The organism is Microbacterium azadirachtae (assembly GCF_025583665.1).
Classification (GTDB): domain Bacteria; phylum Actinomycetota; class Actinomycetes; order Actinomycetales; family Microbacteriaceae; genus Microbacterium; species Microbacterium azadirachtae.
The window spans coordinates 1,905,854-1,920,168 of sequence record NZ_CP099706.1 but is presented as its reverse complement, the minus strand read 5'-3'; the positions used below and the strand labels follow the sequence as shown (position 1 = coordinate 1,920,168).

The 14,315-nt window shown below is 71.0% G+C and carries 13 protein-coding genes; 8 read left to right on the top strand and 5 right to left on the bottom strand.

The window, feature by feature from the left end; translation table 11 throughout:
- Positions 1-21 precede the first annotated feature (21 nt).
- The gene (locus NFX31_RS09170; RefSeq protein WP_082072463.1) at positions 22-1,149 is read left to right on the top strand and encodes an alkaline phosphatase family protein; all 1,128 of its coding nucleotides are present in this window, start codon (positions 22-24) and stop codon (positions 1,147-1,149) included.
- A 9-nt stretch (positions 1,150-1,158) separates the two neighbouring features.
- Here the strand turns inward: NFX31_RS09170 and sepH are convergent, their stop codons facing one another.
- The gene (gene sepH / locus NFX31_RS09165) at positions 1,159-2,223 is read right to left on the bottom strand and encodes a septation protein SepH (protein WP_045251916.1); all 1,065 of its coding nucleotides are present in this window, start codon (positions 2,221-2,223) and stop codon (positions 1,159-1,161) included.
- Between the two features lie 193 nt (positions 2,224-2,416).
- On the opposite strand from sepH, the gene NFX31_RS09160 reads away from it, so the two are divergent.
- Positions 2,417-2,710 (top strand): DUF4193 domain-containing protein, encoded by a 294-nt coding sequence (locus tag NFX31_RS09160; RefSeq protein ID WP_045251917.1) that lies wholly within the window; start codon positions 2,417-2,419, stop codon positions 2,708-2,710.
- A gap of 92 nt (positions 2,711-2,802) precedes the next feature.
- Here NFX31_RS09160 and NFX31_RS09155 read toward each other — a convergent pair whose 3' ends face one another.
- Positions 2,803-3,300, bottom strand: coding sequence for a DUF3093 domain-containing protein (locus NFX31_RS09155; protein ID WP_045251918.1), 498 nt, complete (start codon positions 3,298-3,300; stop codon positions 2,803-2,805).
- A 12-nt stretch (positions 3,301-3,312) separates the two neighbouring features.
- On the opposite strand from NFX31_RS09155, the gene dut reads away from it, so the two are divergent.
- The 4 genes from dut (at position 3,313) to acnA (ending at position 8,153) form a co-directional block, all read left to right on the top strand.
- Positions 3,313-3,786 (top strand): dUTP diphosphatase, encoded by a 474-nt coding sequence (gene dut / locus NFX31_RS09150; RefSeq protein WP_045251919.1) that lies wholly within the window; start codon positions 3,313-3,315, stop codon positions 3,784-3,786.
- Complete coding sequence (locus NFX31_RS09145; RefSeq protein WP_045251920.1) at positions 3,783-4,391, top strand: DUF3710 domain-containing protein; 609 nt, start codon at positions 3,783-3,785, stop codon at positions 4,389-4,391. The genes dut and NFX31_RS09145 overlap by 4 nt, the downstream gene beginning before the upstream one ends.
- Positions 4,388-5,173, top strand: coding sequence for a DUF3159 domain-containing protein (locus tag NFX31_RS09140; protein WP_045251921.1), 786 nt, complete (start codon positions 4,388-4,390; stop codon positions 5,171-5,173). The genes NFX31_RS09145 and NFX31_RS09140 overlap by 4 nt, the downstream gene beginning before the upstream one ends.
- 115 nt (positions 5,174-5,288) lie before the next feature.
- Positions 5,289-8,153, top strand: a complete 2,865-nt coding sequence (acnA, locus tag NFX31_RS09135) for an aconitate hydratase AcnA (RefSeq protein ID WP_175491173.1) — start codon at positions 5,289-5,291, stop codon at positions 8,151-8,153.
- Between the two features lie 177 nt (positions 8,154-8,330).
- On the opposite strand, the gene NFX31_RS09130 is transcribed toward acnA, so the two are convergent.
- Positions 8,331-9,494: a citrate synthase gene (locus NFX31_RS09130; RefSeq protein WP_262955542.1), complete on the bottom strand. Its 1,164-nt coding sequence runs from the start codon at positions 9,492-9,494 to the stop codon at positions 8,331-8,333.
- Positions 9,495-9,623: 129 nt separating this feature from the next.
- On the opposite strand from NFX31_RS09130, the gene NFX31_RS09125 reads away from it, so the two are divergent.
- Both NFX31_RS09125 and dxs read left to right on the top strand, forming a co-directional pair.
- Positions 9,624-10,925, top strand: a complete 1,302-nt coding sequence (locus NFX31_RS09125) for a citrate/2-methylcitrate synthase (protein ID WP_258955297.1) — start codon at positions 9,624-9,626, stop codon at positions 10,923-10,925.
- Positions 10,926-10,986: 61 nt separating this feature from the next.
- Entirely contained in the window at positions 10,987-12,969 is a 1,983-nt protein-coding gene (gene dxs, locus NFX31_RS09120) for a 1-deoxy-D-xylulose-5-phosphate synthase (protein WP_045251924.1), read from the top strand.
- 28 nt (positions 12,970-12,997) lie between these two features.
- Here the strand turns inward: dxs and NFX31_RS09115 are convergent, their stop codons facing one another.
- Together NFX31_RS09115 and NFX31_RS09110 are read right to left on the bottom strand one after the other, a co-directional pair.
- A complete protein-coding gene (locus NFX31_RS09115) occupies positions 12,998-13,573 on the bottom strand; it encodes a hypothetical protein (protein WP_045251925.1) in 576 nt (191 codons plus the stop codon).
- Positions 13,570-14,262 (bottom strand): TetR/AcrR family transcriptional regulator, encoded by a 693-nt coding sequence (locus NFX31_RS09110; protein WP_091476571.1) that lies wholly within the window; start codon positions 14,260-14,262, stop codon positions 13,570-13,572. Before NFX31_RS09110 ends, NFX31_RS09115 begins: the two co-directional genes overlap by 4 nt.
- Positions 14,263-14,315: the final 53 nt, after the last annotated feature.

The following is a 14,315-nucleotide window of genomic DNA, read 5'->3' as shown; positions in this document are numbered from 1 at the left end:
CTCTGTGCGAGACTGACTCGGATGACCCTCATGCTACCGGCGATCCCGCCGTCCACCCGGAGCATCACCGGGGTGGCGCGCGACCTTTTCGGTGCGCTCGACGGCGTCGGGGACTCGCTGCCGAGGGCTCGATCGGTCGTCCTGGTCGTGATGGACGGGCTCGGCGCGATCCCGCTGCGGGCGCACGCCGGGCACGCTCGACGGCTCACGGGCGCCATGTCGAAGAAGGACGTGCTCTCGAGCGTGTTCCCCTCCACGACGGCCGCCGCGCTGACGAGCCTGCTCACGGGCGTCGATCCCGGCCGGCACGGACTCGTCGGCTACGAGGTCCGGGATCCGCAGACCGGCGTCATCGTCAACCAGCTCGCCGGCTGGGAGAAGGCCAAGGTCGACCCGCTCGCCTGGCAGCGCACGCCGACCGTGTTCGAGACCGCGACGGAGGGCGGCCGTCCGGCGTTCGCCGTCGGACTCGCCGAGTACGCGCGGAGCGGATTCTCCGCGGCGACGCTCCGCGGCGCACAGTTCCGCTCCGCGACGTCCGCGGCGGAGCGGGTCGCCCTCGCTCTGAGCCTCGCCGAGGAGCACGAGGGTGCCCTGGTCTACTGCTATCTGCCCGAGGCGGACAAGGCGGGGCACAAGCACGGCATGGCATCCGGCGCGTGGGTCGCGGCGCTCGAAGAGCTCGACGCGGCGATCCCCGCTGCGGTGCCCGACGGCGTAGGCGTGCTCGTGACCGCCGATCACGGCATGGTCGACGTGCCGCGGAGCCGGCACCTCGTGATCGACGAGCGAAGCCCGCTTCAAGAGGGCGTCGTCGCGATCGCGGGGGAGCCCCGCATGCTCCATGTCTATCTCGACGACCCGGCGCGGGCGGTCGAGGCGGCCGCGCGCTGGGCGGCGGGGGTCGAGGGCGCGGCGGACGTGCTGACCCGCACCCAGGCGGTGGACGGCGGCCTGTTCGGCGCGGTTCCCACGGTGGAGGCGCAGAGTCGCGTCGGCGACCTCGTCGTTCCGGCGCGCGGACTGTGGGCGCTGTACGACGGAGCCGCGGCCGACCAGCGCGCGCAGGGCATGATCGGCCAGCATGGCTCGCTGAGCCCCGAGGAGCTCCGGGTGCCGTTGATCCGCTTCGGCGCGTTCGCCCGCTGACGGGGCGGGTCAGTCCTCGCTGCGCGCTCCGAACACGATCTCGTCCCAGGACGGCATTCCCCGCCGACGGCGGCGCGAGCCCGAGTCGCTGTCCATCGACGCGGGTGCGGCCTCCTCGGGCTCGGGCTCCGGTTCGTACCCGGGCTCGAGCGCGTCGAACAAGGCGAGCGGGCGGGAGTCGTCCGTCTCCTCCTCGACCGTGGGGCGAGCCTCGCGCTGTCCGCGACGGCGGCGCAGGGCCTCCAGCAGATCCGCCGTGTCGGAGGGGGTGGCCGGGGCGAAGGTCGCGCTCCGGGTGGCCGCCTCCTGCGCGTTCGAGGAGGACTGCGGGTGGCGGGCCGACCGCGGCTCGGGCGCCTCCGAGGCGGCGGGCTGCTCCGCGACGTCGGCAGGCTCTGCGGGCGACGGCACGAGGCGCGGTCCGAATGCGCCCGAGTCGAAGCGCGTCTCGTCCTTGTAGGGCGACGGGCGCTCCGTGTCCAGGGCGCGCAGTCGCGGGATCAGGCCCTCGGGCAGAGAGCCCTGCCGGGAGAGCTGCGTGGCGTCGGCGTTGAGCGGCGCGAGCGCGCTGCGGCGCGGGTCGAAGCTCCAGCGCGCGTCGTGGTCGACGTCGTTCGCCGAGAACTCGAGCTTGACGATCCAGCCGCTGTCGTCCTTCCAGCTCGCCCAGCGCTCGTCGGTCGCGGCGAGCTCGGCGAGCTTCGCCCGGATCGCCACGCCGAAAGTGGGCTGGGCGTCGGGCTCGACCTCGCTGCCGATCAGCACCGGGACCGCGAGGGCCTGGCCCACGATGTGCTCGCGCTCGGCGAGCACCGGGCTCTCGAATCGCTGCACGACGTCGAGGTCGACGCCGAGCACCTCGGCGACCTCGGCGGCCGACATCCCCGCGCGGATGTGCGCCTGGATCTCTCGAGGGCTCGCGGCGAGGGGAGCGGGCTTCTCCTCACGGCCGGCCTTGGCCCGGCGCAGTTCGGTGCGCAGCACCTCGTCGATGGGCAGCGCGAATCGCTCTCCCGACTCGGTGGCGAGGACGAGGACGTCGTCCTCTGCGCCGACGATCGTGACGTGTTCCATGGCTTCAGCCCCTCAGGATGAGTGTCGATTCATGGTGTCACGGCAGGGCGCCGCTGCAGGGAATATCGTGGGCGCGCCGTGAGTTCGGATGGGGTGGACCGAGTGGCATTTGCGATTTGAACGCGCGTCATGCAAACTATGGGCCGCCGAACACCCCCGGCTCCCGCCACTCGCAGGATGAAAGTGGAGATCCATGGCAACCGATTACGACGCCCCGCGCAAGAGCGAAGACGAGAGCGAGTCCATCGAGGCTCTCAAGGAGCGCGTCCCCGACAAGCTGTCGGGATCGATCGATGTCGAGGACTCGGACAACCCCGGTGGGTTCGACCTCCCCGGTGCAGACCTCTCCGACGTCGAGCTCGACGTCGTCGTGCTGCCCCCTCAGGAGGACGAGTTCACCTGTGTCAGCTGCTTCCTCGTGAAGCACCGTTCGCAGCTCGACCACGAGGACGCTGCAGGCCCCATCTGCAAGGAGTGCGCGGCCTGACATCTCGACGCTGCTCGCGCCCGGACCTGATCGGTTCCGGGCGCGTTCTGCGTTTCCGGGCCGCGTGCGTCGCCCGGGACGGCGGCGTCCGGTCAGGCAGACGTCGTGGCGGCAGCCCTGGCCGCGTCGATCGCCGCTGCGAGCCGGTCGGGAGTGCGCGTGGAGATCGTCCAGCTCGGCGCCGGATCCGCCGGGTCGATGTTCGGGACGACCACCACCCCGTCGATCCCTCCGCGGATGAGGTGCCAGCCGCGCGCCGGGAGCGCGGGGCCGCGCGCCTGGCGCGCCTCCTCGCCGGTGCGGATCTCGGGCTCGCCCAGCCAGGACGCGTCGATCCAGGCGCGACCGGCGCGGAGCAGCCGGCCGTCCACCTCGACGCGGGGGGAGCCGAGAATCATGAGCGCGATGATGGCGATCGTCGCGACGACGCCGATCACGAGCGCGACGGCGGATCCCGCCGGCACGAACACGAGGGCGAGCATCGGACCGCCGAGCGCCGCCGCCAGGAACAGCCACAGGCTCGGCGCGAGACGCTCGCGATAGCGGACGGCGACCGTTGCGGGGCGGGCTTCGCCCGGAGCGTTCTGCATTAGCCTCTTTCCGTGACCGAATCCGTGGACGTTCCCATTATCGCGCCCGAGCCTCCCGTCTACGCCCACCCCGGAGACGCCGGCGCCGACCTCGTGTCGACGGAGGCCGTGCGCCTCGAGCCCGGTCAGCGCGCTCTCGTCGGAACCGGCGTGAGCATCGCTCTGCCCGACGGGTTCGCCGCGTTCGTGGTGCCCCGCAGCGGGCTCGCGGCCAAGCACGGCATCACCGTGGTCAACGCGCCGGGCACGGTCGACGCCGGATACCGTGGCGAGATCAAGGTGAGTCTCCTGAACACGGACAGCGACGCGGCGTACGATGTCGCGGTCGGTGATCGCATCGCCCAGCTGATCGTCATGCCCGTCACGCGAGCCCGGTTCATCCCGGTCTCCACCCTCGACGAGTCTGCGCGCGGTGCGGGAGGGTTCGGATCCACCGGCTATCAGACGCAGAGCGCCGGCACCGTCGGCGCGGAGGAGAACGCATGACTGACGACAGCACGTCCCGCATCGAGCCCGTCGACGACGCCGCACCGGTGCCCGTCCGTGACCGCGCGGTGGACGGCCCGTTCGACGAGAGCGAGGCGAACCCGGTCCGCCCGTACATCGACCTCGGCGCGATCAAGATCCTGCCGCGCGAGGGCCTGAACCTGCGCCTCGAGGTGGAGGAGCAGACGCAGCGCATCGTCGCCGTCGGTCTGGACTACGCCGACTCCACGCTGCAGGTGCAGCCGTTCGCCGCGCCGCGCTCGAGCGGGCTGTGGGATGAGACCCGCGCCCAGATCCAGGAGCAGATCTCGCAGCAGGGCGGCACGGTCACCGAGCGCGAGGGTGCCCTGGGGGCCGAGCTGCTCGCGGAGATCCCTGCCGTCGCCGGCGACACCGCGGTCACCCGCCTGGCGCGCTTCGTGGGAGTCGACGGGCCGCGCTGGTTCCTGCGCGGGGTGATCGGCGGCGCGGCGACGTCGGACGACACGGCCGCCGCGGCCGTGGAAGACCTGTTCCGCTCGATCGTGGTCGTGCGCGGGGGCGCCCCGATGCCGCCGCGAGACCTGATCCCGCTGCGGATGCCCGCGGCCCCCGGCACCGCGTGAGCACCTCCGGGGAGCCGGAGCAGTCGTCCGAGCCGGCGTCGGAGCAGTACGCGCCGCCGCCTCCCGTCGACGCGGTGCAGAGCCTGGGGGCGGCGCTCGGCGGCGCGGCCCAGCGCCTCGGCATCGACCCGAACTCGGGAGCGAGCACCGGCCGCGTCGTGTGGAGTGCGATGGGCGGCTGGCGCGGAGTGCTGGAGTCGGTGCTGCCCAGCGCGGCGTTCCTCGTCATCTACACCCTGCGCCCGGATCCGCTCTGGCTCTCCCTCGTCGTCTCGGTCGGCCTGGCCGCCGTCTTCTCCGTGATCCGGCTGCTGCAGCGCTCGCCCGCCGCCTCCGCGATCGGCGGGCTCGTCGCCGTAGCCGTCGCCGCCGGGCTCGCCCTGTGGACCGGTCGCGGCCAGGACAACTTCGTCCCTGGGTTCTTCACGAACGCCGCATACGGCGCGGTGCTGCTGATCTCGGCGCTCGTCGGCTGGGCCCTCATCGGGCTCGCGGCCGGCTTCCTGATGGGCGACGTGCGCGGCTGGCGGCAGGACGTCCGCAAGCGTCGCGCCTTCTTCTGGCTCACGGTCGCGTGGGCGGCGCTCTTCTTCGCCCGCCTCGCGGTGCAGCTTCCTCTCTACTTCGCCGGCAACGTGCAGGCTCTGGGCACTCTGAAGCTCGTGATGGGGCTGCCGTTGTTCGCCCCCATGGTGGCGCTCACCTGGCTCGTGGTGAGGGCGCTCTATCCGCCGGAGGCGAAGGCCGACACGGTTGCCGAGAAGGCCGATCCGACCTCCTGAGACGTGTTAGATTTATCTCGACGTCAAGATAAATCGACACCTTTCGCTCACACGCACCGAAGCGCACACTGGTAAGGCCCGCCTTGCTAGCCGCGCGGGGGAGCGGGCGAGCAAGATGGAGTCGCCTGTCGCTTCCATCCGAACAGAAGGAGACGGATCCGTGTCCACGGTGAACAGCTTCGGTGCCAAGAGCACCCTGACGGTCGGCAGCACCGACTACGAGATCTTCCGGATCGACACGGTCCCGGGCTTCGAGAAGCTCCCGTTCAGCCTCAAGGTCCTCCTCGAGAACCTGCTTCGCACCGAAGACGGCGCGAACGTCACGAAGGCCCAGATCGAGGCGCTCGGCTCCTGGGATCCGGCCGCCCAGCCGGACACCGAGATCCAGTTCACGCCGGCCCGCGTGGTCATGCAGGACTTCACCGGCGTGCCCTGCATCGTCGACCTCGCCACCATGCGCGAGGCCGTCACGGCTCTCGGCGGCGACCCGAACAAGATCAACCCGCTCTCTCCGGCCGAGATGGTCATCGACCACTCCGTCATCGCCGACCTGTTCGGCCGTCCGGACGCGATCGAGCGCAACGTCGAGATCGAGTACGAGCGCAACGGCGAGCGCTACCAGTTCCTCCGCTGGGGCCAGACCGCGTTCGACGACTTCAAGGTCGTGCCGCCGGGCACCGGCATCGTCCACCAGGTGAACATCGAGCACCTCGCCAAGGTCATCTACGACCGCACGGTGAACGGCGTGCTCCGCGCATACCCCGACACCTGCGTCGGCACCGACTCGCACACCACCATGGTCAACGGCCTCGGCGTGCTGGGCTGGGGCGTCGGCGGCATCGAGGCCGAGGCCGCGATGCTCGGCCAGCCGGTCTCGATGCTCATCCCGCGCGTCGTCGGCTTCAAGCTCACCGGCGAGATCCCGGCGGGCGTCACCGCGACCGATGTCGTGCTGACGATCACCGACATGCTGCGCCAGCACGGCGTGGTCGGCAAGTTCGTCGAGTTCTACGGCGCCGGCGTCGCCTCGGTGCCGCTCGCCAACCGCGCCACGATCGGCAACATGTCGCCGGAGTTCGGCTCGACCGCGGCGATCTTCCCGATCGACGACGTCACGCTCGACTACCTGCGTCTCACCGGTCGCGACGAGCAGGCCGTCGCCCTCGTGGAGGCGTACGCGAAGGAGCAGTCGCTCTGGCACGATGCCGCGAACGAGCCCAGCTTCAGCGAGTACCTCGAGCTCGACCTCTCGACCGTGGTGCCGTCCATCGCGGGCCCGAAGCGCCCGCAGGACCGCATCCTGCTCTCGGAGTCGAAGGCGCAGTTCGAGAAGGACATCCTGAACTACGCGACCGGCCCCATCGACGTCGCGGACGCCGGATCCTTCCCGGCCTCCGACCCGGGCTCCGTGCCGGGCGAGGAGGTCGAGACCAACGAGATCCCGACGCTCTCCTCCGGCTCGCCGAAGGTCGCCTCCAAGCCGGTCAAGGTCACCACCCCGGACGGGCAGAAGTACATCCTCGACAACGGTGCGGTCACGCTCGCGGCCATCACGTCGTGCACCAACACGTCGAACCCGTCGGTCATGATCGCCGCCGGCCTGCTCGCGCGCAACGCCCTGGCCAAGGGCCTGAAGCAGAAGCCGTGGGTCAAGACCACGCTGGGCCCCGGATCCAAGGTCGTCACCGACTACTACGAGAAGTCGGGTCTCGACAAGGATCTGGAGGGCCTGGGCTTCTACACCGTCGGCTACGGCTGCACGATCTGCATCGGCAACTCCGGTCCGCTGATCGACGAGGTCTCGGCCGCGATCAACGAGAACGACCTCGCCGTCACCGCGGTGCTGTCGGGCAACCGCAACTTCGAGGGCCGGATCAGCCCCGACGTCAAGATGAACTACCTCGCCAGCCCGCCGCTGGTGGTGGCCTACGCCCTCGCCGGATCGATGAACTTCGACTTCGACACCCAGGCGCTCGGCACCGACGGCGAGGGCAACGAGGTGTTCCTGAAGGACGTCTGGCCCGACCCCGCCGAGGTGCAGCAGATCATCGACTCGTCGATCTCGCGCGACCAGTTCATCAAGCAGTACGCGACGGTCTTCGACGGCGACGAGCGCTGGACCAGCCTGCCCACCCCGACCGGACCGGTCTTCGAGTGGGACGCCGACTCGACCTACGTGCGCAAGGCGCCGTACTTCGACGGCATGGAGCGCACCCCGGCGCCCGTCACCGACATCGCCGGCGCCCGCGTGCTGGCGACCCTCGGCGACTCGGTCACCACCGACCACATCTCGCCGGCCGGCAACATCAAGGCGGGCACCCCCGCCGCGCAGTACCTCACGGAGCACGGCGTCGCGCAGAAGGACTTCAACTCCTACGGCTCGCGTCGTGGCAACCACGAGGTCATGATCCGCGGCACGTTCGCCAACATCCGTCTGAAGAACGCACTGGTCAAGGCCGTCAACGACGGCCAGCAGATCGAGGGCGGCTACACCCGCGACTTCACCCAGCCGGGCGGTCCGCAGGCGTACATCTTCGACGCCTCGCAGAACTACCAGGCGCAGGGCACTCCGCTGGTGATCTTCGGAGGCAAGGAGTACGGATCCGGTTCCTCCCGTGACTGGGCGGCGAAGGGCACCAACCTCCTCGGCGTGAAGGCTGTGATCACCGAGAGCTTCGAGCGCATCCACCGCTCGAACCTCATCGGCATGGGCGTCGTCCCGCTGCAGTTCCCCGCGGGCGAGTCCTGGGAGTCGCTGGGCCTGGACGGCACCGAGATCGTCTCGATCGCGGGCCTCGAGGAGCTCAACGAGGGCACCACGCCGAAGACGGTCCGCGTGACCGCCGCTCCGAGCGAGTTCTCGCCCGAGGGCAAGCAGACGGTCGAGTTCGACGCGGTCGTCCGCATCGACACCCCCGGAGAGGCCGACTACTACCGCAACGGCGGCATCCTGCAGTACGTGCTGCGCTCGCTGGTCTGATCCGCGAGCACGACGACGGGGCCGGTTCCTTCGGGAATCGGCCCCGTTCTCGTCCCTCGCTGCGTCTCCGGTGCGACGTCTGCAGGACGGTGCGACGGATGCAGGGCCCGAATCGGGATTCGCACCTGCAGACGTTGCGCGATGCTGCAGGCGTCGCGGCCCGTCGTACCGCGGGGATCAGCCGGCCGCCGGCCCCACGTAGCGGGACGACGGGCGCAGGATCTTGCCGTCCTGCACCTGCTCGCAGGCGTGTGCGCCCCACCCGATGAGGCGGGCGGACGCGAAGGCGGGCGTGAACAGCTCCCGGGGGATCCCGCATGCCTCCATCACGACCGCCGCATAGAGCTCGACGTTCGTGCGCAGCGATCGACCGGGCTTGAGCTCGTCGAGCACCCGGAGCACGGTCTGCTCGACGGTCACGGCGAGGTCGACGCGATCCGAGGCGAGCCCGTCCGAGCGCAGTCGCTGCGCGACGCCCCGGAGCAGCCGTGACCGCGGGTCCTCCGTGCGGTACACGGCGTGGCCGAACCCCATGATGCGGCCGCCGTGGTGCACCCTGTCGCGCACCCAGGCCTCGGCGCGATCGGGGGAGCCGATCTCGTCGAGCATGTCGAGGGTGCGCGCCGGCGCGCCGCCGTGCAGAGGTCCGGCGAGCGCCCCGAGCGCTCCGCCGACGCACGAGGCGAGATCGGCTCCGGTGGAGGCGATCACTCTCGCGGTGAACGTGGAGGCGTTGAATCCATGGTCGATCGCGGCCGTCAAGTAGGTGCCGAGAGCGGTGACCAGACGTGCGTCGGGCGTGCTGCCGAGGAGCATCCGCAGATAGTCGCTGATGGGATCGAGCACGGGATCGGGGGCGAGCGGATCCAGGCCCCGTCCCAGGCGGTGCAGTGCCGCGATGAGCGCGGGCGCCACGGCCGCGAGGCGGACCGCGTCGTCGACGCGCTCCGACTCGTCCTCGTCGTAGAGCGCGCGCCGCCCGTCGGCCGCGGAGACGAGAGCGAGCGCCGTGCGCAGCTGTGCCATGGCATCCAGGCCCGAGCGCGCGATCGACGGAAGGGTCTCCGACACGGGCGCGGGGATTCGGCGGGCCGCGGCCGTGCGCGTGCGCCACCGGCCTGCGTCCGAGTCGTCGGCGGGCAGGGCGCCGAGCGCGACCAGATGCCAGGCGTCCTCGAAGCGCGCGTCGGCGGCGAGCTCCACGCCGGAGACGCCACGGTAGTGGAAGAAGCCCTCGGCGCCGCGCACATCGCCGATGCGCGTCTCCGCGACGACGACGTTGGTGAGGCCTCGGGGGACGTCGATGAGCTGCGTGTCGTTGCGATCGATGGTGATGGCCATGTCGGCTCCTCTCTGGCGAGTCGCGGGTGGCGGCTCACTGCTCTGCGGGCCGCGTTGCGGCCCTGTGCTCACGATCCGACATGGATCCGGATATCGTCAATGTTGATCGGATCAACGAGGAGGACCGCCGTGGATCAGCTCACCGCCGCACAGGCCGCCGCCCGCCTCGGCGTGCGGACCGAGACGCTGTACGCGTATGTGTCCCGCGGGCTGATCTCCCGCGAGCGCGCGGCGCACGGCTCGCTCTTCGATCCCCTGGAGGTCGAGCGCTTCGCTCGCACCCGCCGGAGGACGACCTCGCCGTCGCACGGGGGCGCGCGAGCCGCGGGCGCGGACGGGAGTCCCCTCGCCGTGATCGATACGGACATCGCGCTGATCGAGGACGGCGAGCTGTGGATCCGGGGCGTGCCCATCGACGAGCTGATCGCCCCACCGGGGGAGGCGCCGCGATTCGACGGCGTGGTGCGCTGGCTGTTCGAACGCACCGCGCTCCCGCTGCCCGATCCGCGACCTCTCCGCTCGGCCGACCGCGACGCCGCTCGTGCGGTCGTCGCCGCACTGCCGCCGGAGTCGCCGGCGTTCAGTCGGCTGCTCGCGATCGTGGCGGCCCTCGCCGCGGGCGATCCGGAGCGATACGACCTGCGACCGGAGACGGTGGCGCGCGTCGCCCGGCGGCTCGTGGCGGGGCTCGTCGACGCCCTGCCGTCGGCGGCCCCCTCGGACGCCGTCGAGCGCGACGACGCGGGAGGAAGCACTCCGCTGGCCGCGCGACTCTGGCCGCGTCTGAGCGCCCTGCCGGCGACCGCCGAGCGCGTGCGAGTGCTGGATGCGGCACTCGTGCTGCTCGTGGACCACGACATGGCCGTCTCCACGCTCGCTGCACGTGCGGCCGCCTCGGCGCGCGCCCATCCCTACGCGGTGGTGACCGCCGGATTCGGAGCCCTCGACTCCGCCCTGCACGGTGCTGCCAGCGCGTCCGTGCACGCCCTCCTGAGCGCCGTGCGGGCGGGCGCCGACGTCACGGCGGCGATCGCGACGGCCACGCGGCTCGGCGGTGCGGGCGTCCCCGGCTTCGGACAGCCGCTCTACCCCGGCGGCGATCCCCGTGGCAGGCTCCTGCTCCGGGCTCTGCGGGAGACCGGGGATCCGCGCGCCGAATCGGCGTGGGAGGTCGCCGAGGAGGTCATCGACGTCGTGCGCACCCGCACCGGGCTGCTCCCGACCGTGGATCTGGCGCTCGCGACGATCGCGCTCGCATGGGACATGCCGGCCGACGCGGGGGAGATCGTGTTCGCGGTCGCTCGATCGGCGGGATGGTGCGTGCATGCGCAGGACGAGTACGGCCGAGCCCCTCTGCGTCTGCGGCCGATCGGCCACTACGTCGGCCCGGATGCGGCGGATCTCCAGCAGCCCGGCAACATAGCTCGGTAGGCTGGATCGGTGCGGCGGACCCTGGTCCGGTGCATCCGATTCGCTTCAGGAGGCAGATACGGTGGCGATCCTTCCCGGCATCTCCGGTCCCCGTGACCTCGACCGGCTGACCCCCGACCAGCTCACGGAGCTCGCGGCCGAGATCCGTTCCTTCCTGATCGAGAACGTCGCGCGCACCGGCGGGCACCTGGGGCCGAACCTGGGCGTCGTCGAGCTGACCATCGCGCTGCACCGTGTGTTCTCCTCGCCCGAGGACCCGATCATCTTCGACACGGGTCACCAGTCCTACGTGCATAAGCTGCTGACGGGTCGGCAGGACTTCTCCGCCCTGCGCTCGCGCGGCGGACTCGCGGGATACCCGCAGCGCTCGGAGAGCGCCCACGACGTGGTCGAGTCCTCCCACGCCTCCAGCTCGCTCAGCTGGGCGGACGGCATCTCCCGGGCGTTCACGGCCACCGGCCGGGCGGACCGCCACGTGGTCGCCGTCGTCGGTGACGGTGCGCTCACGGGCGGCATGACCTGGGAGGCGCTCAACAACATCTCCGACGACAACGAGCGCAACCTCGTGATCGTCGTGAACGACAACGGCCGCTCGTACGCGCCGACGATCGGCGGGATGGCGCGCTACATGAACCGCGTGCGCACCGCGGGGGTCTACCGCGATCTGCATCAGAAGTCGGACCGGTTCTTCCGTGCCTTCGGACCACTCGGGCGCGCGTTCTACCGCGGCGTGCGCGGCGGCACGCACGGCTTCCTCTCGCGCTTCTCGAACAACGAGGAGCTCTACTCGAACCTCGACATCAAGTACCTGGGGCCCGTCGACGGGCACGACATCCAGGCGCTCACCGAGACGCTGCAGCTCGCGAAGGACTTCGGCGCTCCGGTCATCGTGCACGTCATCACCGAGAAGGGCCGCGGCTATCAGCCGGCGCTCGACGACGAGGCCGACCAGTTCCACGCCGTCAACAAGATCGATCCGAAGACCGGCGCGCCGCTCGCCGCATCCGGGACGGGCTGGACCGACGTCTTCGCAGAGGCGCTGGTGGACGTCGGCGGGCGCACGCCGAACGTCATCGCGATGACTGCGGCGATGCTGCGCCCCACGGGGCTGGCCCCGTTCGCGGAGCGCTTCCCCGACCGCGTCTACGATGTCGGCATCGCCGAGCAGCACGCCGTCACGGCGGCGGCGGGACTCGCGTACGGCGGCCTGCATCCGGTCGTGGCCCTCTATGCGACCTTCATGGGGCGAGCGTTCGACCAGGTGCTCATGGATGTCGGCCTGCATCGCGCGGGCGTCACGTTCATCCTGGATCGCGCCGGCGTCACCGGCCCCGACGGGCCCAGCCACCACGGCCTGTGGGACCTGTCGATGCTGCAGATCGTCCCGGGCATCAGGATCGCGGCACCGCGGGACGGCGCGCGTCTGCGCGAGGAGCTCGAGGAGGCCGTCGCGGTCGACGATGCGCCGACCGTCATCCGATTCCCCAAGGGGGCGGTGACGCCGGAGATCCCCGCCCTGGAGCGCCTGCACGACGGGGTGGACGTGCTGTCCCGCGGCGAGGGCGAGGACGTGCTGCTCGTCGGCATCGGGCCGTTCGCGACGCTCGCGCTGGACGTGGCGGAGCGACTCAAGGCCCAGGGCATCGGCGCGACCGTGATCGACCCGCGCTGGGCGATCCCGGTGCAGCCGTCCGTGGTGGAGCTGGCGGCCCGGCACCGCCTGGTGATCACGCTCGAGGACGGGATCCGCGTCGGCGGCGTCGGCACGCGCGTGCGTCAGGTGCTGCGCGAGGCGGGCATCGACACGGCGGTCGACGAGCTGGGCCTTCCCGATGCGTACATCGATCACGCGAGCCGCGAGCAGATCCTCGAGGACGCCGGACTCACCGCGGGCAAGATCGCGCAGGACGTGGTCGCACAGGTGCTTGGAACCCGTGTGCCCATCGCGCGGCCCACGGGAGAGGTGCCCCTGCACACCGGCACAGTCGAGATCGTCGCCGGCCGCACCGTTGACACCGAGGCCGAAGAGCCCAGGCGGCTCTGAGGCGGCTGCCGTCAGGCGCTCTCCGGGCTCACCGAACGGCAGACGTGGTTCGCCGCCGGCGGCGGAACCAGGGCCGCGTCGTGATTCCCTGGTCGGCGCGCAGCGCGATGGACGCGGTTCTCGCCCATGCGAGCGGGATGGCCGCGCTGCCGGAGAGGAAGCCGGTGACGAGGAACGCGCTCATCAGGCTGGGCTGGTCCCGGAACAGGAGATGCGAGACGGCGAGCGAGACGGCGCCCGAGAAGACGACGCCGAATGCGCACCAGACGAGCACGTGAGTGCGGAAAGTCCGGACCCGGACCATGACTTGCCCGAGCAGAAGCGCGGGGAGGATGCCGAGCACCGTGGCGATGAGGCTGATGGGGACGGCGTAGACGCCGACGAAGAGCACGAGCCCGATCGATCCGGAGAGCGCAGAGAGGAAGACCTCGATCGACGGCCCGTCGTGGAACATCCCCATGACGAGGCTCGCCAGCCCCGAGAGGATCAGGAAGAGGGCGAGGTGCAGGGCGACGGCCCGTGCCGCACCGGCGGCGAACTCGCCGGAGTCGAACGCCATGGGCTTCGTGGCCGTGCGCGGCGGAGCCGCCTCGTCGATGCTCATGGCCGCACGTCCGCGATCTGGTCGAGGAGGTCGCGGGTGACGCCGCGCACGCCCGGGACGCGCAGGAACGGGAGAGCGACGGCGAAGAGCCGCAGGCCCGTGTCCAGGAGGCGAGCGGTCTTCGCCTGGTCGGGGGACTCGTCATAGGTCCATCGCAGGATGAGCGCCAGGTACATGGGGAAGATGGCCGCGGGGAGGCGCTCCGCGATGTCGTCGGGGACGCGATGCGAGGCGCCCTCGACGACCTCCTTCAGGAGCCCGATCGTCATGTCGCGGGCGGGTGACGACTCCACGGACAGCGGGTTGATGGGGGAGTCGGGGGAGACCATCGCGCTGAGGAATCCGGGGGCGACGGCGCGGTAGGCGCTCACGGTCTCCAGGCCCGTCTCGAAGAACACGCGCAGGCGGTCCACGAGGCCCGTCGTGCCGGCGAGGCGCGGCCGTGCCGCGTCGCCGTGATCGCGCTGCTGCTGGTCGTACAGCTCCTGGACCAGGTGCTCCTTGGAAGGGAAGTAGTAGTACGCGTTGCCGACCGAGACCCCGGCCTCCTTGGCGATGAGGCGGATGGTCGTGTCGGGGTAGCCGCGTTCGACGAAGGATGCCATCGCCGCGTCCCGGATCCGTGCTCGCGTCGCCTCCGCCTTGGGCGTCAGCGGCTTCTGGGGATTGTCCTTCTCAGAACTGAACATGTTCAAAGACTAGCGCCGGATGGCGGACACGTCCAACGGTGGGAACCGTGTAC

Coding starts and splice junctions, on each gene's coding strand:
- NFX31_RS09170 (WP_082072463.1), top strand. CDS start 22: ATGACCCTCATGCTACCGGCGATCCCGCCGTCCACCCGGAGCATCACC.
- sepH (WP_045251916.1), bottom strand. CDS start 2,223: ATGGAACACGTCACGATCGTCGGCGCAGAGGACGACGTCCTCGTCCTC.
- NFX31_RS09160 (WP_045251917.1), top strand. CDS start 2,417: ATGGCAACCGATTACGACGCCCCGCGCAAGAGCGAAGACGAGAGCGAG.
- NFX31_RS09155 (WP_045251918.1), bottom strand. CDS start 3,300: ATGCAGAACGCTCCGGGCGAAGCCCGCCCCGCAACGGTCGCCGTCCGC.
- NFX31_RS09145 (WP_045251920.1), top strand. CDS start 3,783: ATGACTGACGACAGCACGTCCCGCATCGAGCCCGTCGACGACGCCGCA.
- acnA (WP_175491173.1), top strand. CDS start 5,289: ATGGAGTCGCCTGTCGCTTCCATCCGAACAGAAGGAGACGGATCCGTG.
- NFX31_RS09130 (WP_262955542.1), bottom strand. CDS start 9,494: ATGGCCATCACCATCGATCGCAACGACACGCAGCTCATCGACGTCCCC.
- NFX31_RS09115 (WP_045251925.1), bottom strand. CDS start 13,573: ATGAGCATCGACGAGGCGGCTCCGCCGCGCACGGCCACGAAGCCCATG.
- NFX31_RS09110 (WP_091476571.1), bottom strand. CDS start 14,262: ATGTTCAGTTCTGAGAAGGACAATCCCCAGAAGCCGCTGACGCCCAAG.